Source organism: Arthrobacter sp. 10N43, assembly GCF_056394525.1.
Genome location: NZ_JBFTIA010000003.1, coordinates 575528 through 597604 on the forward strand (window position 1 = coordinate 575528; position 22077 = coordinate 597604).

Consider the following 22077-nt stretch of genomic DNA (forward strand, 5'->3'; position numbering starts at 1 on the left):
AGGTTGCCAGTAGGCTCGGGGCATGTCACTGGGGAAGCCATTCGGCAAATCACAGCGGAAGTCACGGCGCAGGCCATTCGGCGGGGCGGGCGGCCAGGGAACGCGCTGGATGCGCGCCGCGGCGCTCCTGTTGGCAGTGGCGGGCACGGCAGCGGGCCTGGCCGGGTGTGAGTATCCCGACGACGTGACGGCGCCGACGGCGGCCCCCAGCAGGACCGGGCGGGCCGCACCTCCGCCGGTCCCGGCGGGCCCGGATATCGCCACCGCGGAGACGCGCAACTTGGATGAGCTCAAAGCAGTGCTCGGTGCCCGGCCGGCCGGGATCGTGCTGGAAGGCGCCGGCGGGATGGGCGGCGCGGGATTGCGCAAGTCGGTCAGCGCCCTGGCGAAGGGAACCTATACGGTGACGGCTGCCTGCACGGGTGCGCCGAAGGGCTATCTTTCGATCTCCCAGGACGAACTTCGTGACGGCGGGAACCTTGAACTGACCATCGAATGCGGGAAGGCCATGCAAGCGCAGGTGGACCTTGCGGCCGGCCCGGCGCACGCCCAGGCCGAACGCCGCATGACCGGACCCGGGACCGGTGAAGTTGCGGGTTTCTGGATCGTCCCGGCCGCGCCGGGGTCCTAGCCGTGGCACCTCTTAGACCGCCGCTTCCAGGGCCTTTAGCTTGACCGCGGCCGGTTAAGCCGACGTCCAAGGCAGCAACCGCGCACCCCCGCCCGTGCCAGTGCGGGCCCGGGCCCCTCAGGGGCGGTTGGGCTCCGCACCGGCGGCGGGGTGGTTTTGGCACGACTGTGCTAGTTGCAGATTGTGCTAGTTTCGGCGACGGTGTTACAGCGATTGGGCTAGTGGGCGGAGTTGTATTCCTCGTCGGTGACGAGGTCGCCCCACTCGGACTCGATGCCGTCGGCGGGGGCTTCCCACATCGCGAGGTGGGTCATGAAATGCTCCGGCGCGGCGCCGTGCCAGTGCCACTCGCCCGGGGGCGTGTAGATCGTGTCGCCGGGGCGGATCACGGTCACCTCGCCGCCGCGCGCCTGGATCAGGCCGACGCCTTCGGTGACGTGCAGGGTCTGCCCGACGGCGTGCGAGTGCCAGGCCGTGCGGGCGCACGGCGCGAAGTGCACTGCGTTGACGCGCATGCGGGACGGTTCGGGCTGCGGGGCCGCGATGACGTCGAACCAGACGGCGCCGGTGAACATCTGCGCCGGCCCCTTGACGCTTGGCTTCTTGGTTTGGATTTCCACTGTCATTTCCTCACAGGGTGTGTGCTCGGTGTTGATTTCGCTGTCGCTGGCTCGACCTGCGGCCGCGTCCTAGTTCAGGGTCGCCGTGTCGATCACGAAGCGGTAGCGGACGTCGGAGGCCAGGACGCGCTCGTAGGCGTCGTTGATCTTGGCAGCCGGGATGACCTCGATCTCGGCGCCCAGGCCGTGCTCGGCGCAGAAGTTGAGCATTTCCTGGGTTTCGCGGATGCCGCCGATAGCCGAGCCGGCGAAGGAACGGCGGCCCATGATCAGGGAGAACACGTTGACGGGAAGCGGTTCCGCGGGTGCACCGACGTTGACCAGGGCGCCGTCGAGGGAGAGCAGCTGCAGGTAGGCGCTGATGTCGATCGGGGCGCTGACCGTGTTGATGATCAGGTCAAAGGTGCCGGCGAGGTCGGTGAAGGTGCTTTCGTCGCTCGTGGCGTAGTAGTGGTCCGCGCCCAGGCGCAGCCCGTCTTCCTGCTTCTTCAGCGACTGGGACAGGACAGTGACGTCTGCTCCCATGGCGTGGGCGATCTTGACGGCCATGTGGCCCAAGCCGCCCAGGCCCACGATTGCGACCTTCTTGCCCGGCCCCGCGCCCCAGTGGTTCAGCGGCGAGTAGGTGGTGATGCCGGCGCACAGCAGTGGCGCGGCGACGTCGAGCTCGATGCCCTCGGGGATGGTGACCACGAAGTCTTCTGCCACCACCACGTGGGTGGAGTAGCCGCCCTGGGTGATGGTGCCGTCACGGTCGACTGCGCCGTAGGTTCCGGTGTTTCCGGCCAGGCAGTACTGTTCCTCGCCGGCCTGGCAGTTGACGCACTCGCCGCAGGAGTTGACCATGCAGCCGACGCCGACGCGGTCACCGACGGTGTGCTTGGTCACGGCGGAACCGACCTCGGTGACGATCCCGGCGATCTCATGGCCGGGAACCAGCGGGTAGGTCTGCGGGCCCCAGTCGCCGCGGACGGTGTGGATATCCGAATGGCAGATCCCGGCGTACTTGATCTCGATCAGGACATCGTGCGGGCCCACGTCACGGCGCTCGACGGTGGTGAGGGCGAGCGGCTCGGTCGCGGACGGTGATGCGTAAGCGTTGACGGTAAGCAATGAATCTCCTGCTTGTTGATCGTTGGAGGTTGTTCAACGGAACACCATCCATCAAACCCGTCATCGCAGCACAGAGGGAGTCCCTGCTGATAGGGGTACTGGCAGGGTCTCCCTTAGTGGGCGGCAAGGCCTAACGTTGATGGCATGGACAATCGAGACGCGACCCGCGAGTTCCTTGCCTCGCGCCGGGCCAAGATCACCCCCGAGCAGTCGGGGCTGCCGGTCTACGGCGCCAAGCGCCGGGTCCCGGGGTTGCGCCGCGGGGAAGTCGCGATGCTGGCCGGTGTCAGCGTCGAGTATTACACCCGGCTGGAACGGGGAAACCTGTCAGGGGTTTCGGAGAGCGTGCTGGATGCTGTGGCCAAGGCCCTGCAACTCGACGACGCCGAACGGGCCCACCTTTTCGATCTGGCCCGTGCGGCTGCCCCGGGAAGCCGGACCCGCCGTCGTCCCCGTCCCGCTGAATCTGTTCGACGCAGCGTCCAGCTGACACTGAACGCCATCACCAACGCGCCGGCGTTTGTCCGGAACGGGCGCATGGACATCATCGCAGCGAACCCCCTGGGCTACGCCCTGTATTCGGACATGTATGCGGGTCCGGTCCGCCCGGCAAACCATGCCCGGTTCATCTTCCTGGACCACCGTTCGCGCAGCTTCTACCCGGACTGGGAGCGTGCGGCGAACGACACTGTCGCGATCCTGCGCACCGAGGCCGGCCGGGACCCCTACGACCGTGGGCTGACCGACCTTGTGGGCGAACTGTCCACCCGCAGTGAGGAATTCCGCACGCTGTGGGCCGCACACAACGTCCGCCAGCACTACACGGGCCTCAAGCATCTCCGCCACCCGGTGGTCGGGGAACTCCACCTGATGTTCGAGGCCTTGGACGTCTCGGCCGACGCCGGCCTGTCACTGCTGGTCTACACCGCCGAGCCCGGCTCAGCGACGGAGGACGCACTTCATCTCCTGGCCAGCTGGGCCGCGACCGACCGGCAGGTCAAGGAGGCCGAGGCGGCTACCACGGTCACGACGGCGGAGAAGGCTTAAGCGCCCCTGACCGACCGGAAAGTTCACCCGGGTGTCTCAGGCCGGTGTTCCTTCAGGCCGGGGGTCTCTCACACCAGTGGTCTCTCACACCAGTGGTCTCTCACGCCGGCGGTCTCTCACACCAGTGGTCTCTCGCGCCGGCGGTCCCTCACACCGGTGGTCTCACGCCAGGGCGGAAATGCCGTCCCCGAAGCCACCGGGCTCGCCCCGGCCGGAAATGAAGCTGTGCAGCCAGGCCATGGCCTCGTCCCTGGACGTGAAGAATTCGTGGGGATACCTGGTGTGCCGGCTCATGGCCGCGGCGATGACGCGATCCACGGTGCTGGATCCCAGCACTGCAATGGCCAGCACCCCTGTGGTCTGTGCGAACTCGTACCTGGCGGCCGCGCTGATTTCAACGTCCGTCATTTCGGAGAGCATCGGCATCGGGATTCCGCCGCTGATCTGTGCCACGGCCCGCATGGCGTCTTTGGCGTCGTCGACGTCAACGAAGGAGCCGGGCTGCCAGACCGAGGTGATGATGCCCGCGCCGACGCTGAGCACGTTCTTCCCGTCGGCTGCGGATATTTGTCCTGGCATCATTGTGACAATTGTAGGGCCGGCCCTGTTGAGGACGGACTTTGCGGCCAGGGTGCGCGTGGCGCCTGGAGTGGACATGTCCCCCGGGCTTGGCGGAGCTTGAACGGACATGTCCCCTTCAAGGAATGGGCTCGAGTGGACATGTCCCCCGTCTGGAAGGAACTTGTCCCCTGGCATGGCCCAGGGATGGACATTGTGGGTTTATGTCCATCCCCGGGCGCCGGTGGAGGGCATGTCCCGTGGCCGGGTGAAGCTCAACCGGACATGTCCCCCGTCCGGGATGGACATGTCCCCCGGGGATCAGGACTCCAGGACCAGCAGCTGGGCCTTGTCTGCGTCCCAGCCCACCCACAGCTCCTCATCCGGCAGGATCCCGGCACCCCCGGCACCCCGGTCAGACCGGTCCGATCGGTCCGAGCTCAGTTCGCGGAGCTGGAGTTCGTGGCCGCCGGCCGTGAGGCGATGGCGGACCGTGGCGCCGAGGTTTGTCGAGGACACCAGGGTCGCGGCGCATCCGTTGCCCGCCGAGGCCCGCGTCCTGAATTTCAGGTGCTCGGGACGGATGGAGACGGCGTAGTTCTCGCCGCTTGCCCCGCGGTCCCGGACCCGCGCCAGGCCCAGGCCGCCTAGGTCCACAAGCGCTTCCTCGCCGTTCCGCTCGACAACGGTGCACGGGATGAGGTTCGTGTCGCCGAGGAAACTGGCCACCCAGTCGGTGGTGGGGTGGTTGTACATCTCCTCCGGCGGGCCGGACTGGACGATCTTGCCGTCCTTCATCACCACGATCCGGTCGGACATGGCCATGGCCTCGTCCTGGTCGTGGGTCACGAACAGCACGGTGATGCCCAGGCTCTTCTGCAGGGTCTTGATCTCCTCCTGCATCTGCTCGCGGAGGCGCTTGTCCAGGGCCGCCATCGGCTCATCCAGCAGCAGGGCCGCCGGGTTGAAGACCAGCGCCCGTGCCAGCGCCACCCGCTGCTGCTGCCCTCCGGAAAGCTGCCGGGGCTTCCGGTCGCCCATCTTGCCAAGGCCTACACGGTCCAGGGCATCCGAGGCGCGCTGGCGCCGTTCGGCCCGCGGCACCTTCCTCATGCGGAGCGCGAACTCCACGTTTTCCAGTGCGCTCATGTGCGGGAACAGGGCGTAGTTCTGGAACACTACGCCGAGGTTGCGGTCCCGTGGCGGCAGCGAGTCCACGGGCGCACCGTCAATCAGGACGGTTCCGGCGCTGTGTTCTTCAAACCCTGCAACCATCATCATGGTGGTCGTCTTGCCGGAACCGCTGGGCCCCAGGAGGGTCACGAATTCGCCGGGCTGGACGGTCAGATCCAACTCGTCCACGGCAACGACGTCGCCGTAGTGCTTGCTGACCTGGCGGAGCTCAATGGCGCCCTGGGCGGCCCTCCCCGTTCCGGGAATTGACTCCGCGGAAATCACTGAAGCGGTCATCGACTTTCCTTACGTTTGGGCGGACACGGCCAGCGGCAGCATCCGGGTTGTAGAGCGGCGCTTGAGGACAAACAGGACCTGTAGCAGGAGCCCGATTGTGGCGACGCTGACCAGCAGGGCGGAGGACACCGCGATCTTCGGGGTCAGGTTGAACTGGATATCCGTGAACATCTTCACCGGCAAGGTTGTGGCCCCCGGGGACTGCATGAACAGGGACATCACTGTCTCGTCGATCGAGACCGAGAACGCGAAGAGCGCCCCCGAGACGAGGCCGGGCAGGATGATGGGCAGGTACACGTGCCGCAGGACAGCGAGCGGGCCGGCCCCCAGGCTCTGCGCCGACCGGACCAGGGCCGGGTTAAGTCCGGCGAGGCTGGCGCGGGTGGTCAGGTACACGTACGGGGTCGCGATGACAGCGTGCGCCAGGCCGATGGGAACAATGCTGCCCACCATGCCCACTGAGATGAAGAACTGGTAGAACGCCAGCGCGAGCACCACGGTGGGCACGATCATAGGGGCGAGGATGAGGCCCACTACCGCGGGCTGGCCGGTGAACTTGCGCCCGTGCAGGCCGATCGCCGCGGTGGCGCCCAGCAGGACACCGATCACGACGGCGATCGCCGCCGACTGCAGGCTTGCCGTCAGGGCGGAGGTCCAGGCCCGGTCGGCGAAGAACCCGGCCACGGCGGCGAAGGAGATCCCCTCCGGCGGGAAGGTGATGTAGCGGCTGTCGTTCAATGCCACCGGCACCACAATCGCCGTCGGAATGACGAGGAACAGGAAGGCCGGGATGGATAGCAGCACCAGCAGCCGGTGCTGCGGATTAGTTGTCTTCATGTTGGCCTCCTGCCTTGAGGACGCGCTGGTAGAGCGCCACGAGGATGCTGACCATCACGGTCAGGATGACGGCGAGTGCAGCGGCCCCGGAGAAGTCCGTGAGTTGTCGAGCGTAGTAGTCGATCTGGTTGGCGATCATCATGTCGCCGGGCCCGCCCATCACCACGGGCGTGATGAAGAAGCCCGTGCTGATGATGAACACCAGCAGCCCGGCGGCGGAAACGCCGGGCATGCTCAGCGGCAGCGTGATCCTCCGGAAGACCGATCCTTCCCGCGCCCCAAGCGAGCGGGCCGCCAGTCCCAGCCGGTCATCGATGGATGCCAGCGAGGAGAAGATCGGGAACACCGCGTACGGCAGGAGACAGTGCACCATGCCGACGATCACGGCGAACCGGTTGTGCAGCAACGGGATCGGGGCACCCGTCAGCCCGATTCCCTGCAGGAAGGCGTTCACGATGCCGTTGTCCTGCAGCAGGACCGCCCAGGCGAAGTTCTTCACCAGGATGCCGGTCCAGAACGGCAGGAGGACGACGGCGAACAGGATCACCCGGGTGACGTTGCCGGCCCGCCACAGGACCATGGCGATGATGTAGCCGAGCACCACAGTCACTATGGTGCTCGCCAGGCTGATGGTCAGGGTGTTGACGAGTGCGCGCAGCACCAGCGGGTCCTCGAGGACCCGCTGGTAGGCGTTGTCGGCGAAGCTTGCGCCGACCAGCTTGCCCAGCGGCGTCAGGAACAGCACGACGTCGAAGGCAAGGATCGGGGCCAGCAGCAGCCACCAGCCGGTGCGCCGCCGTCGTGGTGCTGATTCGGCGGAAGGCGGCGCGCCGCGGCCCCGCGGCCGGGTCCGTTCCAGGGTTGCGTTGGTCATCTCAGCTGGCCTGCCAGAGCTTGAACTGCTGCTCGGTCTTCTTCAGGTTCTGCGACCACCACTTGTCGTCGCGGACCAGGATCTTGTCCGCGAGCCGGGGGCTGGTGGGCAGCGTGTCGGCGATTTCCTTCGGCAGCTTGGACAGGGCCGGGGTGTTGGCCAGGGTCAGGTTGGTGACCTTGTCGAACGCGGCGCCGGCCTCGGCGTCGTTGGACATGAAGTTCATCAGTTTGAAGGCCGCTTCCTTGTTCTTGGCCCCCTTCGGCACCACAAAGTAGTCGCCCGCCAGGACGGCGTTTTCGGCCGAGAAGTTCAGTTTCGCGCCGTCGTTGCGTGCCGCGTTGATCCGGTTGTTGAAGCTGGTGGAGAGGGAGACCTCGCCGGAGGTGAGCTGCTGGATGGGCTCCTGGTTGGCGGCGTGGTAGAGCAGCCGGTCCTTGCCCGGGTGCAGGCCCAGGACCCTGAGCGCCCGGTCGACGTCGAGGGGATAGATCTTGTCGAACGGGACGCCGTCGGCAAGCAGCGCGGCTTCCAGGACGGAGCTGTCGGAGAGCTGGTTGTACACCGAGCGCTTGGTGTTGTACTTGCCCTGGTCAAAGAACTGGGCCCAGTCCTTCGGGGCCTGCGCGTCCGAAATGACCTTCTGGTCCCACGCCATGACGAACAGGAAGCTCAGGTATTTGATGCCGTACTCGGCTTTCGCGTAGCCGGGCAGGCCCTTGTCGCTGATGATGTCGTAGTCGAACTTCTCCAGCAGCCCCTCGGCCACGGCCACCTCATACTCCGGCGCGGTGATTTCCACGAGGTCCCACTGCACGTCGCCGGACTGAACCTGGGCCTTGAGCGCGGCCAGGCTGGTGTTGGCCAGCAGCGTGGTCTGGATCCCCGACTGCTTGGAGAACGGGTCCAGGATGGTCTGGGTCAGCTGGTCGTTGTAGGAGCCACCGTAGGACGTGACCGTCACCGTCTTGTTTGCGGCCGCAGTTTCGGCCGGCTTAGTCCCGCAGCCGGAGAGCGCCAGACCTGCAAGGGGCGTCAGCGCCGCCGCTTTGAGGAGCTGCCTGCGGTCAAAGGGAGTGGATCGGAATGCTGTCATGGGGGAAGTGCCTCTCATGGACGCGGGCACGCCGAAAGACGGCGTGTCGGGATTGCGGGAGTGGTGCGGTGCGTGCGATTGCGTGTAGCGCGGGGAAGCGGGAAGAACTGACAGCGGCGGTTCGCGCACGCCATCAATTCCACTTGGAACTCTCGAATCCGCTTTCCGGCGGCTTTTCGGTTTCGCAACTCTAACTGTGAAGTTGCTCACTAGTCAACAGGTGTATTGCATTAAGAAACACCTGATTTTCGGGCCCGCGCCCTCCCCGGAATTCTGCGGCTCGAGGTGGCATTTCGGGCATGGGCGGGACCGGCAACCGGTTTCCTCAGCATATTCACAGCTTTGGAAGCTATGGGAGATGGCGCCTTAGGACCGACAATGGTTCGACCTGATAGGAGTATTTGCCGGGCGATGGTGGCCGCGACTTACTGGAGCGCCAGTGGCGAGCGTCTTGCCAATCGAGCCGAAGCCAGCGAACGTGGACCGACTAGTGATGGGCTCCCAGCATGATGACCCGCAACAAGATCACCCTCAGCAAAATCACATTCAGTAAGACCGCTCGACTCGAGATCACCCGCGGCAAGGTCGGACTGCGCAAGCCCACCCCACGCAAGCCCTTGATCCCCTCGCTTCTGGCCCTGGTGGTGCTTACGACGTCGGCCTGTACTTCCGAGACCGCGGCCGGCACGCCGTCCGGCAGCCCGACGAGCAAGGCCGCCACGCCCGCCGTGCCCAGCGCGTCCGCCAGGCCCAGCGTGTCGGCCAGTCCCAGTGCTTCCGTGCCGCGGCTGGATCCTGTGGGCGCGGTGGATGCCCGGACGGTACTGGCGGCGTTCAGGTCCCGGGACATGGTGGGGCACATGCAGGCGCTGCAGCGGGTGGCCGACGCCAACGGAGGAAACCGCGCGTCGGGGACTTCCGGGTATGAGGAGTCGGCCCGGTACGTCGAGGAACAGCTGCGCGCGGCCGGGTACGCCCCCGTGCGGCAGGCGTTCTCGTTCCGGGGCGAGGGCCGGGGCAAGCCGAAGGTGGAGTCCTTCAACATCCTGGCCGAGACGGGCGGCGATGCCGGGCGCACCATAGTAGTCGGCGCGCACCTGGACTCGGTGAAGGAGGGCCCGGGGATCAATGACAATGCCAGCGGGGTGGCCGCGGTCCTGGAAACCGCGCGGTGGCTGAAGGAGGCCGGGATCAGCCCGGCCAACCGGGTCCGGTTCGCGTTCTGGGGCGGAGAGGAGGACGGCCTCTACGGCTCCCAGCACTACGTCGACGAGCTGAGCCAAGCCGAGGTCCGCCAGACCGCGGCGAACCTGAACGTGGACATGGCGGCCTCGCCCAACGGCGTGCGCTCCGTCCACGACGGGGACGGCTCGGACTACGGCCACGCCGGCCCCGACGGGTCCGGGGCGATGGAGGAGATTTTCTTCCGCTACTTCCGGGAGAACGCCCTGCCGGCGGAGACCACGCCCTTTGACGGCGGGTCCGACTACGACGCCTTCCTCTCGGCCGGCATTCCCGGCGGCGGCCTCTTCACCGGCGACGTGGAACGGAAAACCCAGGCCCAGGCCCAGGCCTACGGCGGGACGGCCGGCAAAGACCTGGACCCCTGCTACCACGAGGCCTGCGACACCATCGCCAACACCAACCCTGAGCTGCTCACCGAAATGTCAGGCGCCCTGGCCTACGCCACCGCCGCCTATGCCATGGCCAAGACCGGTTGAACGCACAGGTCCCCGGCACGGCCACCTGCTGATGAAGTGACGTGCCGGGGACCTGTGCTTCCCGGGGCCGGACCGGCCCCTTTGATTTAGGCTGCCTGGATTTAGGCTGCCTTGATTTACTTCGAGCCGCCCGTGGCACCCTGCGGCTGCCGCACTGTCGCGGGAGTGAATCGTGCGCCGGTATCCGGGAATTCCGGTACGGCAATGCGGGCATGGCTGTGGATTTCCTGGACGGAGTCGCGGGTGTGTTGGGCGATCTTCTCCAGGGTGGTGACCCACATGCCGTCCATGGATTTAACCCGCTCCATCAGCTGTTCCAGTGCCACGGCCTTTGACGGCCGGCCGGAGATGAAGGGGTGGTTGGTCAGGACGAAGCAGCTCCCCGCGGCGTGGTGCGCCTCCGCCTCGAGCGTCCACATTTCGAGGACCTTGGCGGGGCTTTCGATGACCCCGCTGCCGGTCACGCCGGGGTAGAAGGCGTACTGCTCCCAGTCGTCAAGGGCCCAGTCGACGGGAATCTCCACGAGGTCGCGGGGGTCCCCTTCGGCAACGCTGAAGCGGTAGGGGGCGTCGCCGTCGAGCAGGCTTGAGTCATAGAGGAATCCGCGGTCGGCAAGCAGCGTTGCGGAGTGCCAGTTGAGCTCCCACCATGGTGCGCGGTAGCCCGTCGGCCGGACGCCGGCGGCCTTGGCCAGCGCGTCCAGGCCGCGGTCCAGGTACCGCGCCTCCGTGGCGGCGTCAATGCCCTGCATGTGTTCGTGCAGGTAGCCGTGGTGGGCAATCTCGTGGCCGCCGTCCGCGATCCGGCGGACCACGTCCGGGTAGCATTCGGCAGTGAAACCCGGGACGAAGAACGTCGCCTGGATGTTCTGGCGCTCGAGGATCTGCAGGATCCGCGGGACGGCGACCTTCGGCCCGTAGGACTGGTGCGTCATCAGTGACATGCGCCGGGTGCTCTTCGGGTCGTGCGCAATGGTGCAGGATTCGGCGTCGACGTCGAAGGTAAAGGACGCTGCGGCTCGGTGGCCCTCGGGCCAGGTGATGGGGTGGGCGGTGTCGGCGAAAGCGGGGAAGTTCACGGGTCGGTCTCCTGCTAAATGGCGGCGCGGGTGGTGGACGTGACCGGGAGGTCGGTCGCGTGAGGCTCGGACGCCTCAAGGGCCTGTTCGCTGGGGGCGGCAGCGTCAAGGAACTTGCGGTGGAACCGCGGGCCGAGAACCGCGTAGGTCGCGGCGCTGGACAGTCCCCCGGCCAGCCAGGACAAGTCCCATCCGCCCAGGGCGACGGCGATGGGCCCCTGCATGACCGGCACCAGCCCGTACATGAACAGCCAGGTGGCGAAGATGCCGATGATCAGCGAGGCGATGCCGGCCGGATTCACGCCCGGCAGGCGCTTGGTGCCGACGGCGTCGAACAGCCTGGCCGGGTTGCCGGGCCAGCGCTTCTCGATCCAGAAGTAGTGGACCAGCATGACCCCGCCCCAGGCGGCCACCCAGGCGACCAGCCCGATCAGCCAGGCGTCCAGCACGGAGGCGAAGTCTTCCTGGAAGATGAAGAAGATCACCGCGGCAAGGGAGAAGACGCCGACGAACAGGTTCAGTTTGCGCCGGCTGATGGAGATGTCCAGTGCTTGGGTGGCGACGGAGAATGTGTAGATGTTCAGGATGTTGGTGGCGATGGGGCCGTGCAGCACCATGAGCAGGACGGGGAGGGCCAGCGCACCGAAGTTCAGGACGATGAGTTTGCCGGGGTCGATTTCACCGGTGTTGGTGGCCAGGCTGGCACCCAGGATGCCCAGCCAGACGACGGGGATGAACTGGCCCAGCACCGAGGCGAGGTAGACCTTGCGCTTGGGGACCGAGGTGCTGACGAAGCGGGAGTAGTCCGCGGCGTAGGTGAACCAGGTGATGCCCCAGCCGATGCCGATGGCCGTCATGACGGCACTCATCGCGGCGATTCGTTCGGAGCCTTCCAGGATGTGGCCCGCGGGGCCGGCGTAGGTCCAGTTGATCTGCATGCCGAACCAGGCCACGGCCGACATCACGGTCAGGATGATGATGGTGGGCGGGACGGTCCACTTCTCGAACGCGGCGATTGCCTTGTAGCCGAACCAGGCAATGGCCACCTGGGTCGCCATGATGAAGGTGGCGATGCCGATCTTCCAGGCGTAGTTGTGGGCCTCCGGGTCAACCCATCCCAGGGTTCCGAACAGCGCCATGACCAGATCCAGGATGATCCAGGTGTTGACCGCGCACCAGCCGATGACCAGGAGGGCCTGGATGCCTGCCGGCAGGTAGTTCCCGCGGCGGCCAAAGGCGGCGCGGGCCAGCACCATGCCGGTCGCTCCGGTCTTTTGTCCCAGCAGGACAAAGCACCCGAAGAGCAGCATCCCGATCAGGTTTCCGAGGACCAGGACGGTGACCGTGTCGGCGAAGCCAAGGCCGAGCTGGATGCCGAGCGCTCCGAGCACCCAGTTGATCGGGGCGAGGTTGGCGCCGGCCCAGATCCAGAACTGGCCGGAGACTTTGCGGGTCCGCTCGGATTCGGGGATGGGGTGAAGCCAGGCTTCGTGGTCTTCGCTGGCCACCGGCGCGGTGCCGGCGGGGGCCGCTGGGGTTTTTTGACGCATTGGGAGCCTCCGAGGGGTGTGTGGGATTCCTCAAGATTATGTGTCGCAGGCCACATCCCACTATATACAATGTGTCTAAACAAACGTAGAGCTACGCGACGGAGTGTAATGTCCATTCGCCTTGAAGACGCCCTGACCCATCCGACCTTGGCCGCAGCCGACCCCGTCATCCGGGCCGGGGCACGGGCCGCAGCCCAGGCCCAGCTGCGGTGGATCCACTCCAGTGAAATTATCGACATCGCTCCCCTGCTTGCCGGCGGGGAGCTGCTGCTGACCGGCGGGGAAGCCCTGGCCCTCGCCTCTGAGGAGCGGCGGGTCAATTACGTCCGCCAGCTGGCCGAGCGTGGTGTCGCGGCGGTAGCCATCGAGACCGGAGACGCCCTTCCGTCACTCCCGTCCTCCATGGTGGCGGCCGCCGAAGCGGCCGGACTGCCGTTGATCGAACTCCGCAGGGTGGTGCCCTTCGTTGGTGTCATGCAGGCCATCAACTCCATGCTGGTCAGTGACTCCGTGTCCCAGTTGCGGCGGGCGGACGAGGCCAGCCACGCCATGGCCGTCGAGCTGGCGCACGGCGGCAGCCTGGACCGGATTCTCGCCGTGCTGGCCGGCATCGCCAATGCCGAGGTGACCTTGACGTCCACCACGGGTGCCACCCTGGCCAGCGCAGCGCCGGGGCAGGGCGAGGCCGCCGACTCCGCCGGGACCGGCAGCCCAGCCATTTGGCCCAAGGAGCAGGAACGCCTGATCCGCATCGACGTTCCGATCCGTGGCATCCTTGCGGCGCAGCTGTTGCTCCGGGTTCCCGCGGGCGAGGACGAGAACCTCGCCCGTACGGCAGGGAACCGCTCGGTGGACATTCTGGCCCTCGCCCTGCTGCAGCGGATGTCCCCCGGCCTCAAGGAAGTCGCCGGGGCGGCGCTGCTGCGCGCGGTCGATTCAGGAAGCCAGGCCTGGCGGCTCCAGCAGCTGGCTTCCGCGGCGGGAATTCCGCCCGCCGCACCCCTCGTGGCACTCGTAGTCCGGTCCGACATGCTCCAACAGCTGCGGGCGTCCGTGGAGCAGCTGCTGTCCCGGGGGGCGCAGCCGAGCGCCACGTATGTCGATAACGCGGAGCTTCTGGCGGTGGCCGTCCTCTCCGGCGACAGCCCGCGGGAGAGCCGGCACGCGCTCCTGGCCGGACTGCGGGCACTTCCGGCACTGGCAGGGACGCTCGTTGCCGTTGGTCCGCTGGCTGACGGGATTAAGAATGCCCCCTTGTCCCTCTCGGAAACCCGGCTCACCTTGGAGCTCGCGGGCGCGCTGGGACGGTCGCAGGCGGGGGCGTCCGAACAGCAATGCCCCGTGATCGATTCCGAGGCATTCGCCGTCGAACGCCTCGCTGTGGGGAGCCTGGACGCCGATCAGCGGCGCAACTTCGTGCGGCAGCAGCTGGGCGCGGTCCTGGATTACGATGCGCAACGCAATTCGCGGCTGCTCGGCACCCTGGCCACCTGGCTGGATTCCGGCTGCAACACCGCCCAGGCGGCCAGGGAGCTGCACGTGGAACGGCAGTCGATGCATCAACGGCTGCAGCGGATCTTCGAACTGTGCGGCGGCGACCCGCGGGGCACCGGCCGGCTCGCGGCGCTCCATCTGGCCGCCCGGCTGGCCCGGCTCGGCTGAGGCGCCTGGGTCCGTATTGCGCCGGCCGGTGGCGGGTTAGTCGGTGTTGCGGGGCGCGCGTCCGCCCAGCCGTGTGGTGATCTTCCCTGCCGCGGTGGCGCAGGCTTCGCCCAGCCCCTGCAGCCGTTCCCGGGAGACGCGGAACCGGGGTGCCGAGATCAGGACAGCGGCCACGACGTCGCCGCGGTGGTCGTAGACGGGGGCCGCCACGCCCACTTCGTCGATGGAGGATTCGCCGTAGTTGATGGCCCAACCGCGGGCGGCCACATCCTTGAGCTTGATCTGGTAGCCGTCCAGGCCGGCGTCGTCCAGGCCCGGGTAGCTGATGGCTCCGCTGCGCAGGAGCGTACGGACACGTTCGGCCGGCTCGGCGGAGAGGAAGACCTGGACGGAGGCGCTCATGGCATCCGTGTACCTGGCGCCCAGCGGGGTAGCATGCTTGATCTGCTGGTGGCTGGCGATCTGCTCCACGCACATTGACTCGGCGCCGTTCCACACCATCAGGGCGCTGGTTTCGCCGGTCTGTTCGGTGAGCTCACGCAGGACCGGGTAGGCCACGCGCCGTTCTTCCAGTTCGGCCAGCAGGGGCCCGGCGACGGCGATCAGCCCCAGTCCCAGCCGGAAGCGGCGGGTTTCCGGGTCCCGTTCCACCAGGTGTTCCTGCTCGAAGGTGGCAAGGATCCGCGAAACGGTGCTCTTGTGCAGCCCGACCCGGTTGGCGATCTCGGTGACGCCGAGCAGCGGCTCATCAGGTGTGAACGTCCGCAGCACGGCGATGGCGTTGACGATGACGGACGTGCCCTTGGTGTCGCCGTTTCCGGTGGTTTCGGGAGATTCTGCTGGGGTCATGGTGTCTACCATCATTCCGCATGGGGGCCGAAAAGCGGCGCCACGGTGGACGTGGCGCCGCTTCGCTGGCTATCCCGTTCAGGGAGCGTCCCTTCACGAGACCGCCCCTTTAGGGGACCGGCCCTTCAGGGATGCCCCTTTAGGGGTGGGCGTGGCGCCTCAGGCGCCCACGATGTTGTATTCCGGGCCGAAGGGGAACTTCGTGATGTTCTCGGCTCCGTCGTCGCCGACCACCAGGATGTCGTGCTCACGGTAGCCGCCGGCACCGGGCTGGCCGTCCAGGACCGTGATCATTGGTTCCATGGAGACCACCATGCCCGGCTCCAGCACGGTGTCGATGTCCTCGCGGAGTTCCAGTCCGGCTTCGCGGCCGTAGTAGTGGCTCAGGACACCGAAGGAGTGTCCGTAGCCGAACGTCCGGTTGGCGAGCAGGCCGTGGCCCACGTAGATCTCGTTCAGCTCGGCGGCGATGTCCTTGCAGACGGCTCCGGGCTTGATGAGCTCGAGGCCGCGCTTGTGGACCTCAACGTTGATGTTCCACAGTTCCAGGGAGCGCGCGTCCGGTTCGCCGTAGAACAATGTGCGTTCCAGTGCGGTGTAGTAGCCGGAGGTCATGGGGAAGCAGTTCAGGGACAGGATGTCGTGTTCCTGGATCTTGCGCGTGGTGGCCCAGTTGTGGGCGCCGTCGGTGTTGATGCCGGACTGGAACCACACCCAGGTGTCGCGGATTTCCGAATCCGGGAACGTCCGGGCGATTTCGTGGACCATGGCTTCGGTGCCGATCAGGGCGACCTCGTATTCGGTGATGCCGGCGGTGATGGCGTTGCGGATGGCTTCGCCGCCGAGGTCGCCGATGCGCGCTCCGTGCTTGATGACCTCGATCTCCTCGGCCGACTTGATCATCCGCTGGCGCATGGCGGCCTGGGCCACGTCCACCAGGGTGGCCCCTGCAAACGCCGCCTGGATCTTGTTCCGGTTGTCCAGCGGGAGCGAATCGTCTTCGACGCCGAGCCGGCGGGGGGCGATGCCGCGGGTGCGCAGGGCCTCCTGGATGGCGAAGATGTAGTTGTCCCGGCGCCAGTCGGTGTAGACCACATTGTCTCCGTAGCTGCGCCGCCACGGCATGCCGGCGTCGATGTTCGCCGTGACGGTCACGGTGTCGTCCTTGGTGACCACCATGGCGTAGGAACGGCCGAAGTAAGTGAAGAGGAAGTCGGAGTAGTACTTGATGGAGTGGTAGCTGGTCAGGACGACGGCGTCGAGGTCCTTCTCTGCCATGATGCGGCGCAGCCCGGCGAGCCGGCGCTCAAATTCGGCGCTGGAGAACGTCAGCTTTTCCTTCTGCCCGTTGTGCAGGACTTTCAGGCGCTCCAGTTCGGCGATGGACGAGGCGTTATCTGAGGTGGTGATGGTCATGGTGGTGGTGCCTTTCTGCGGTTCGGCTTCTTGGGAGGGAAGATGTGGGGCCGGCAGGGCTACTCGTGGCTGAGCGGTTCCTTGCTGGTTTCGCGGGAGAGGACGACGGCGACCAGGGAGACGGCCGCGGCGCCGGCCAGGTACCAGGCCGGGGCCAGCTCATTGGCCGTCGCGGCGATCAGGAGGGTCGCCATGAAGGGGGCGGTGCCGCCGAAGAGCGCGTTGGAGAGGTTGAAGCTGACGGCGAAGCCGCTGTAGCGGACCCGGGTGGGGAACATTTCGGCCAGGAAGCTGGGCAGGGTGCCGTCGTTGAGCGTCAGCATGCCGCCCAGCAGGATCTGGACCAGGACGATCACCAGGAAGTTCCCGGTGCCCAGCAGGGCAAAGGCCGGCACGGTCAGCACAATGAAGCTCAGGGATGCCGCGATGAGGACCTTCTTGCGGCCGAAGCGGTCCGAGAGCATCCCGGTCAGGAAGATGAACCCGATGTAGGTCACCAGCGCGATGGTGGTGGCGAGGAACGATTCGGCAGCGCCGAGGCCCAGCTCCGAGGACAGGTAGGTCGGCATGTAGCTGAGGATCACGTAGAAGCCGACGGCGTTGAGCAGCACGGCTCCCACGGCCTTCAGCAGCATCCGCCAGTGGTTCCGGAAGAGGCTGGATACCGGGGCCTTGATGGCCTGGTCCTCCTGTGCCAGTTCGCGGAACACCGGGGTGTCTTCCAGCTTGGTGCGGATGTAGCGTCCGATCAGGCCCATCGGGGCCGCGAGAAGGAACGGCAGGCGCCACCCCCAGCTCTGCATCGCCTCGGTGCTGAGCAGGATGGTCAGCAGCCCCGCGAGAAGAGAGCCGAGCAGCAGCCCCGCGGCGGTGCTGGCCGGAACCACCGCCGCGTACAGGCCGCGCTTGTTGGCCGGGGCGTACTCCACCAGGAAGGCCGAGGCGCCTGCGTATTCCCCGGAGGCGGAGAAGCCCTGGACCACGCGGACCACCAGCAGCAGGATCGGCGCCCAGATCCCGATGGAGTTGAATCCCGGGATGAGGGCGATGCAGAAGGTTGCTCCGGACATGATCAGGATGGAGAGCGACAGCGCGGTCCGGCGCCCCACCTTGTCGCCGATGTGGCCCCAGACGAAGCCGCCGAGCGGCCGGACCAGGAACGAGATGGCGAACAGGGCGAACGTCAGCAGGAGCGCCGTCTGGGGGTTGGATTCGGGGAAGAAGACGGCGCCGATGGTTGCGGCCAGGTAGCCGTAGACGGCGTAGTCGAACCACTCCACGAAGTTGCCGATGAAACTGGCGGTGACTACCCGGCGTCGGGTTTCCCTGCTGACGCTGGGATCGTGCCCGACCGGGCCCGCATGGCCGCTCAACGTGGTTTGCCCGGAGGAAGTTCTGCCATGCCCGTTATTCGACTCCGGGCCGGCTGGTCCCGCAAGGGTGGCGGGGGAGGAAGATTCATTGCTCATGTGTCCACCAAAGTGTTTTGGAGTTGCAATCAGCGCAACGCTGTTGCACCAGATTAGGGGTGACGCATGACACAGTCAATGCTTTTTTGTTCCAGCCCAAAAATCAATTCGGTGCAGATGCCCGGGGCGTGGGGGTTCGGCAAGCGTCCAGGCCGAGTCATGTCGGTTGCATTGACCGAGACCGCGTTGCATTCAGTAGGAGTCCGTTCGGTTGCCTTGCAAAAAGCTTGGGCCGGGCAGAACTGCGGTTCCCTCGGGGGCCGCACGGTGTCACACTTGGGGAACTATCGAGCGACTGGGGGGCCAGGTCAGGAGATTGTCATGGGCATTCTGGTACACACGCGCACTTCGGACCCGCGGGCGGCGGGCACGCCATGATGGCCGGGTGGGCCTACTTCCTGGCGGGAGTCATGACAGTCGACGGGCTCCTGCTTGGCATGCTCCTGATGAACGTGAAGTGGCCGAAGCGCTGGAAGAAGAACGGCTAACCCCGAGGCGAATTCCTTTCAGCGACGCGGGAAATACCTGACGCGACCGGTATTCGGGCGTCGAGAGGTATTTTCCGCATCGCCAGGCACTAGGCGGTCAGCCCGCGCCCTGCGCGGCCAGCCGCGCCTTGATTCGCTCGGAGCAAAGGGCTCTTGACGACGGCGGCAACCTCCCGCCGTCGTCGATGTCGCCGGAAGCGTGCGCGTTCTAGAGGACCTTCCGGATGGTCTCTTCGAAGCTGGTGACGTGGTGCAGGGCGAGCTCGCCGGCCTTGTCCGCGTCGCCGTCGGCCACTGCCTTAAGCAGCTCCACGTGTTCGGTGATGTGGCCGCTGACCGAGGGGACCTTGTCCAGGACCAGGCACCAGATGCGCGTGGCCAGGTTGTCGTAGCGGATCAGCGTGTCTTCCAGATGCGGGTTGGCCGCGGCCCGGTAAATCAGGCGGTGCACCGTCAGGTCATAGCGCATCAGTTCCCTGGACTCTGCAGGGCTCGGGGCCAGCTCCGCAATGGTGTTCGCGACCTCCAGCAGTTCGCGGCGCATGGCGGCGTTGGCCCTGGTTGCCGCCCGGCGGGCCGCCAGCGGCTCCAGCAGTTCCCGGATTTCGGAGACGTCGGCCAGTTCCGTGAAGTCCACGGTGGTGGCAAAGGTTCCCCGGCGCGGGTAGGAAACCACCAGGTGGTCCACTTCCAGCCGCTTGATGGCCTCGCGCACGGGAGTGCGGCCGAAGCCGAGCTCGGCGGCCAGCTGCCCGTCGTTGATGGGTTCGCCCGGCCGGATTTCGAGCATGATCAGCTTGTCGCGCAGCTGCCGGTACGCGGCCTCCGCCTGGGAGAGTGCTTCGTCCTCTGCGGGCGGCAGGACGGTCAGTGCATTCACGGCTCGGCTCCGTTTCTGGATTTCAACGTTTCTGGATTCCAAACGGAAACCCGGTTCCACTTGGCTTCCTGCTATTGACTCTGGTGTGATCCCAATCATACCATTGTCATCACACTGATATATCAGTCATGGCAACAGTGGTATTTCAAAGGAGCGAACGTGGTTGAGCAGTTGAACGAGCGACTTTCCGTAGTCGATCCCGAGGTCGAACAGGCCGTGGCAAGGGAGCTGGGCCGCCAGCAGTCCACCCTTGAAATGATCGCGTCAGAGAACTTCGCCCCCGCCGGGGTCATGGAGGCACAGGGTTCGGTGCTGACCAACAAATACGCCGAGGGCTACCCGGGCAAGCGCTACTACGGCGGCTGCGAGCACGTCGATGTGATCGAGCAGCTCGCCATCGACCGGGTCAAGGCCCTCTTTGGCGCCGAGTACGCCAACGTCCAGCCCCACTCCGGCGCCCAGGCCAACGCCGCCGCCATGTTCGCCCTCCTGGAACCCGGCGACACCATCATGGGGCTGGCCCTGGCCCACGGCGGGCACCTCACCCACGGCATGCGCATCAACTTCTCCGGCAAGCTCTACAACGTGGTCCCGTACCACGTGAGCGAACACAACCACCTGGTGGACATGGCCGAGGTGGAGGCCCTGGCCCTCGAACACCGGCCCAAGATGATCGTGGCCGGCTGGTCCGCCTACTCCCGGCAGCTGGATTTCGCGGAGTTCCGGCGGATCGCCGACCTCGTGGGCGCCTACCTCATGGTGGACATGGCCCACTTCGCCGGCCTCGTGGCCGCCGGGTTGCACCCGAACCCGGTCCCTTACGCCGACGTCGTCACCACCACCACGCACAAGACCCTCGGTGGCCCGCGCGGCGGCGTGATCCTTGCCAGGGAGGAATACGCGCGCAAGATCAACAGCGCCGTGTTCCCCGGCCAGCAGGGAGGCCCGCTGGAACACGTGGTCGCGGCCAAGGCCGTGGCGTTCAAGATCGCCGCCTCCCCCGAATTCAAGGCACGCCAGGAACGCACCCTCGAAGGCGCAAAGATCCTCGCGTCCCGGCTCCTGAAGGACGACGTGGCGGCGGCAGGGATCTCCGTGGTCAACGGCGGCACCGACGTGCACCTGGTCCTGGTGGACCTGCGGAACTCGGAACTGGACGGCCAGCAGGCCGAAGACCGGCTCCACCGGATCGGCATCACCGTCAACCGCAACGCCGTACCGTTCGATCCGCGCCCGCCCATGGTCTCCTCCGGCCTGCGGATCGGCACCCCGGCCCTGGCCACGCGCGGCTTCGGTGCCGCGGAGTTCACGGAGGTGGCAGACATCATCGCCTCCGCCCTCACCGCACAGGCGCCCGGGAACGAACTCAGCAGCGAAACGGCCGCCGAACTGCGCGGCCGGGTCAGCGCCCTGGCGGCACAATTCCCCCTTTACCCGCACCTTGGCTCCAGCACAGCGGCAACCGGGCTTGAGGCAGAACTGATTGGAGCAGCACAATGACCACCGAACACCTGCCGGAACACCCGGACTTCCTCTGGCGCAATCCCGAGCCCAAGTCCTCCTACGACGCCGTGATTGTCGGCGGCGGCGGACACGGACTCGCGACGGCGTATTACCTGGCCAAGAATCACGGAATGACCAACATCGCCATCCTGGAAAAGGGCTGGCTAGCCGGCGGCAACATGGCCCGGAACACCACCATCATCCGCTCCAACTACCTCTGGGACGAGAGCGCGGCGATCTACGAGCACGCCCTGAAGCTGTGGGAGATCCTGCCGGAAGAACTCGAATACGACTTCCTGTTCAGCCAGCGCGGGGTCATGAACCTGGCCCACACCCTGGGCGACGTGCGCGAAAGCGTCCGCCGCGTCGGGGCCAACAAGCTCAACGGCGTCGACGCCGAATGGCTGGACCCGCAGCAGGTCAAGGAACTCTGCCCCATCCTGAACATCAACGACAACATCCGCTACCCGGTCATGGGTGCCACCTACCAGCCGCGCGCCGGCATCGCCAAGCACGACCACGTCGCCTGGGCATTCGCCCGCAAGTGCGATGAGCTCGGCGTGGACATCATCCAGAACTGCGAAGTCACCGGCTTCCTCAAGGACGGCAACAAGGTGGTGGGCGTCAAGACCAGCCGCGGCACCATCCACACCGAAAAGGTCGGCCTCTGCGCCGCCGGACACAGCTCGGTGCTGGCGGAAATGGCCGGCTTCCGGCTCCCCATCCAGTCCCACCCGCTCCAGGCGCTGGTGTCCGAGCTCCACGAGCCCGTCCACCCCACCGTGGTCATGTCCAACCACGTCCACGTCTATGTCTCCCAGGCGCACAAGGGCGAACTGGTCATGGGCGCCGGCGTGGACTCCTACAACGGCTACGGCCAGCGTGGATCCTTCCACGTGATCGAGCAGCAGATGGCCGCCGCCGTCGAACTCTTCCCAATCTTCGCCAGGGCACACGTGCTCCGGACCTGGGGCGGGATCGTGGACACCACACTGGATGCCTCCCCGATCGTGGGCACCACCCCGGTGGAGAACATGTTCGTCAACTGCGGCTGGGGAACCGGCGGATTCAAGGGCACACCGGCGGCCGGGCTGACGTTCGCGCACACCATCGCCACCGGAACACCGCACAAACTCAACCAGCCCTTCGCCCTCGAGCGCTTCGAAACCGGCGCCCTGATCGATGAACACGGCGCCGCTGCCGTTGCCCACTAG

General features: G+C 66.5%; 19 protein-coding genes. 6 read left to right on the plus strand and 13 right to left on the minus strand.

Translation table 11 applies throughout. The annotated features are described in order from the left end of the window. The first annotated feature begins 22 nt into the window (after positions 1 to 22). Positions 23 to 631, plus strand: a complete 609-nt coding sequence (locus AC1DDO_RS07530) for a hypothetical protein (protein WP_476971649.1) — start codon at positions 23 to 25, stop codon at positions 629 to 631. Between the two features lie 218 nt (positions 632 to 849). Here AC1DDO_RS07530 and AC1DDO_RS07535 read toward each other — a convergent pair whose 3' ends face one another. Next, positions 850 to 1257, minus strand: a complete 408-nt coding sequence (locus AC1DDO_RS07535; RefSeq protein ID WP_476971650.1) for a (R)-mandelonitrile lyase — start codon at positions 1255 to 1257, stop codon at positions 850 to 852. A 63-nt stretch (positions 1258 to 1320) separates the two neighbouring features. Next, positions 1321 to 2364, minus strand: a complete 1044-nt coding sequence (locus tag AC1DDO_RS07540; RefSeq protein ID WP_476971651.1) for an NAD(P)-dependent alcohol dehydrogenase — start codon at positions 2362 to 2364, stop codon at positions 1321 to 1323. 144 nt (positions 2365 to 2508) lie between these two features. Here AC1DDO_RS07540 and AC1DDO_RS07545 point away from each other — a divergent pair, with 144 nt between their 5' ends. Further along, on the plus strand, positions 2509 to 3411 hold the full coding sequence (locus AC1DDO_RS07545; protein ID WP_476971652.1) for a helix-turn-helix transcriptional regulator: 903 nt from the start codon (positions 2509 to 2511) through the stop codon (positions 3409 to 3411). Between the two features lie 162 nt (positions 3412 to 3573). Here the strand turns inward: AC1DDO_RS07545 and AC1DDO_RS07550 are convergent, their stop codons facing one another. The 5 genes from AC1DDO_RS07550 to AC1DDO_RS07570 form a co-directional block, all read right to left on the minus strand. After that, complete coding sequence (locus AC1DDO_RS07550; RefSeq protein ID WP_476971653.1) at positions 3574 to 3993, minus strand: DUF7793 family protein; 420 nt, start codon at positions 3991 to 3993, stop codon at positions 3574 to 3576. 297 nt (positions 3994 to 4290) lie between these two features. After that, complete coding sequence (locus AC1DDO_RS07555) at positions 4291 to 5439, minus strand: ABC transporter ATP-binding protein (protein WP_476971654.1); 1149 nt, start codon at positions 5437 to 5439, stop codon at positions 4291 to 4293. Between the two features lie 9 nt (positions 5440 to 5448). Then, a complete protein-coding gene (locus AC1DDO_RS07560; protein WP_476866834.1) occupies positions 5449 to 6276 on the minus strand; it encodes an ABC transporter permease in 828 nt (275 codons plus the stop codon). Continuing rightward, positions 6263 to 7150, minus strand: coding sequence for an ABC transporter permease (locus AC1DDO_RS07565; protein ID WP_441408309.1), 888 nt, complete (start codon positions 7148 to 7150; stop codon positions 6263 to 6265). The genes AC1DDO_RS07560 and AC1DDO_RS07565 overlap by 14 nt, the downstream gene beginning before the upstream one ends. A gap of 1 nt (position 7151) precedes the next feature. Further along, positions 7152 to 8246, minus strand: coding sequence for an extracellular solute-binding protein (locus AC1DDO_RS07570; RefSeq protein WP_476866833.1), 1095 nt, complete (start codon positions 8244 to 8246; stop codon positions 7152 to 7154). 506 nt (positions 8247 to 8752) lie between these two features. Between AC1DDO_RS07570 and AC1DDO_RS07575 the strand changes: the two genes are divergently transcribed. Then, positions 8753 to 9967 carry a M20/M25/M40 family metallo-hydrolase gene (locus AC1DDO_RS07575; RefSeq protein ID WP_476971655.1) on the plus strand — a complete coding sequence of 405 codons (1215 nt, stop codon included), beginning with the start codon at positions 8753 to 8755 and terminating at the stop codon, positions 9965 to 9967. A gap of 116 nt (positions 9968 to 10083) precedes the next feature. Here the strand turns inward: AC1DDO_RS07575 and AC1DDO_RS07580 are convergent, their stop codons facing one another. Continuing rightward, complete coding sequence (locus AC1DDO_RS07580; protein ID WP_476971656.1) at positions 10084 to 11046, minus strand: polysaccharide deacetylase family protein; 963 nt, start codon at positions 11044 to 11046, stop codon at positions 10084 to 10086. Between the two features lie 14 nt (positions 11047 to 11060). Then, positions 11061 to 12596: a purine-cytosine permease family protein gene (locus tag AC1DDO_RS07585; protein WP_476971657.1), complete on the minus strand. Its 1536-nt coding sequence runs from the start codon at positions 12594 to 12596 to the stop codon at positions 11061 to 11063. Positions 12597 to 12704: 108 nt separating this feature from the next. On the opposite strand from AC1DDO_RS07585, the gene AC1DDO_RS07590 reads away from it, so the two are divergent. Next, positions 12705 to 14258 (plus strand): PucR family transcriptional regulator, encoded by a 1554-nt coding sequence (locus AC1DDO_RS07590; RefSeq protein ID WP_476971658.1) that lies wholly within the window; start codon positions 12705 to 12707, stop codon positions 14256 to 14258. Positions 14259 to 14294: 36 nt separating this feature from the next. On the opposite strand, the gene AC1DDO_RS07595 is transcribed toward AC1DDO_RS07590, so the two are convergent. From AC1DDO_RS07595 to AC1DDO_RS07610, 4 genes are all read right to left on the minus strand, one after another. Then, a complete protein-coding gene (locus tag AC1DDO_RS07595; RefSeq protein WP_476971659.1) occupies positions 14295 to 15107 on the minus strand; it encodes an IclR family transcriptional regulator in 813 nt (270 codons plus the stop codon). Between the two features lie 159 nt (positions 15108 to 15266). Next, positions 15267 to 16523 carry an aminopeptidase P family protein gene (locus tag AC1DDO_RS07600; protein ID WP_476971660.1) on the minus strand — a complete coding sequence of 419 codons (1257 nt, stop codon included), beginning with the start codon at positions 16521 to 16523 and terminating at the stop codon, positions 15267 to 15269. Positions 16524 to 16582: 59 nt separating this feature from the next. Then, positions 16583 to 17992 carry an MFS transporter gene (locus AC1DDO_RS07605; protein WP_476971661.1) on the minus strand — a complete coding sequence of 470 codons (1410 nt, stop codon included), beginning with the start codon at positions 17990 to 17992 and terminating at the stop codon, positions 16583 to 16585. A 696-nt stretch (positions 17993 to 18688) separates the two neighbouring features. Beyond that, positions 18689 to 19360: a GntR family transcriptional regulator gene (locus tag AC1DDO_RS07610; protein ID WP_476866825.1), complete on the minus strand. Its 672-nt coding sequence runs from the start codon at positions 19358 to 19360 to the stop codon at positions 18689 to 18691. 159 nt (positions 19361 to 19519) lie between these two features. Between AC1DDO_RS07610 and glyA the strand changes: the two genes are divergently transcribed. Both glyA and AC1DDO_RS07620 read left to right on the plus strand, forming a co-directional pair. Continuing rightward, positions 19520 to 20860 (plus strand): serine hydroxymethyltransferase, encoded by a 1341-nt coding sequence (gene glyA / locus AC1DDO_RS07615; RefSeq protein WP_476971662.1) that lies wholly within the window; start codon positions 19520 to 19522, stop codon positions 20858 to 20860. After that, positions 20857 to 22077, plus strand: a complete 1221-nt coding sequence (locus AC1DDO_RS07620) for a sarcosine oxidase subunit beta family protein (protein ID WP_476868371.1) — start codon at positions 20857 to 20859, stop codon at positions 22075 to 22077. The genes glyA and AC1DDO_RS07620 overlap by 4 nt, the downstream gene beginning before the upstream one ends.

Bases quoted from the DNA above. Each gene is read 5' to 3' on its own strand.
- AC1DDO_RS07600 (WP_476971660.1), bottom strand. From the start codon at position 16,523: ATGACCATCACCACCTCAGATAACGCCTCGTCCATCGCCGAACTGGAG.
- AC1DDO_RS07575 (WP_476971655.1), top strand. From the start codon at position 8,753: ATGATGACCCGCAACAAGATCACCCTCAGCAAAATCACATTCAGTAAG.
- AC1DDO_RS07605 (WP_476971661.1), bottom strand. From the start codon at position 17,992: ATGAGCAATGAATCTTCCTCCCCCGCCACCCTTGCGGGACCAGCCGGC.
- AC1DDO_RS07560 (WP_476866834.1), bottom strand. From the start codon at position 6,276: ATGAAGACAACTAATCCGCAGCACCGGCTGCTGGTGCTGCTATCCATC.
- AC1DDO_RS07570 (WP_476866833.1), bottom strand. From the start codon at position 8,246: ATGACAGCATTCCGATCCACTCCCTTTGACCGCAGGCAGCTCCTCAAA.
- AC1DDO_RS07620 (WP_476868371.1), top strand. From the start codon at position 20,857: ATGACCACCGAACACCTGCCGGAACACCCGGACTTCCTCTGGCGCAAT.
- AC1DDO_RS07550 (WP_476971653.1), bottom strand. From the start codon at position 3,993: ATGATGCCAGGACAAATATCCGCAGCCGACGGGAAGAACGTGCTCAGC.
- AC1DDO_RS07530 (WP_476971649.1), top strand. From the start codon at position 23: ATGTCACTGGGGAAGCCATTCGGCAAATCACAGCGGAAGTCACGGCGC.
- AC1DDO_RS07585 (WP_476971657.1), bottom strand. From the start codon at position 12,596: ATGCGTCAAAAAACCCCAGCGGCCCCCGCCGGCACCGCGCCGGTGGCC.
- AC1DDO_RS07590 (WP_476971658.1), top strand. From the start codon at position 12,705: ATGTCCATTCGCCTTGAAGACGCCCTGACCCATCCGACCTTGGCCGCA.
- AC1DDO_RS07595 (WP_476971659.1), bottom strand. From the start codon at position 15,107: ATGACCCCAGCAGAATCTCCCGAAACCACCGGAAACGGCGACACCAAG.
- AC1DDO_RS07545 (WP_476971652.1), top strand. From the start codon at position 2,509: ATGGACAATCGAGACGCGACCCGCGAGTTCCTTGCCTCGCGCCGGGCC.
- AC1DDO_RS07565 (WP_441408309.1), bottom strand. From the start codon at position 7,150: ATGACCAACGCAACCCTGGAACGGACCCGGCCGCGGGGCCGCGGCGCG.
- AC1DDO_RS07555 (WP_476971654.1), bottom strand. From the start codon at position 5,439: ATGACCGCTTCAGTGATTTCCGCGGAGTCAATTCCCGGAACGGGGAGG.
- AC1DDO_RS07535 (WP_476971650.1), bottom strand. From the start codon at position 1,257: ATGACAGTGGAAATCCAAACCAAGAAGCCAAGCGTCAAGGGGCCGGCG.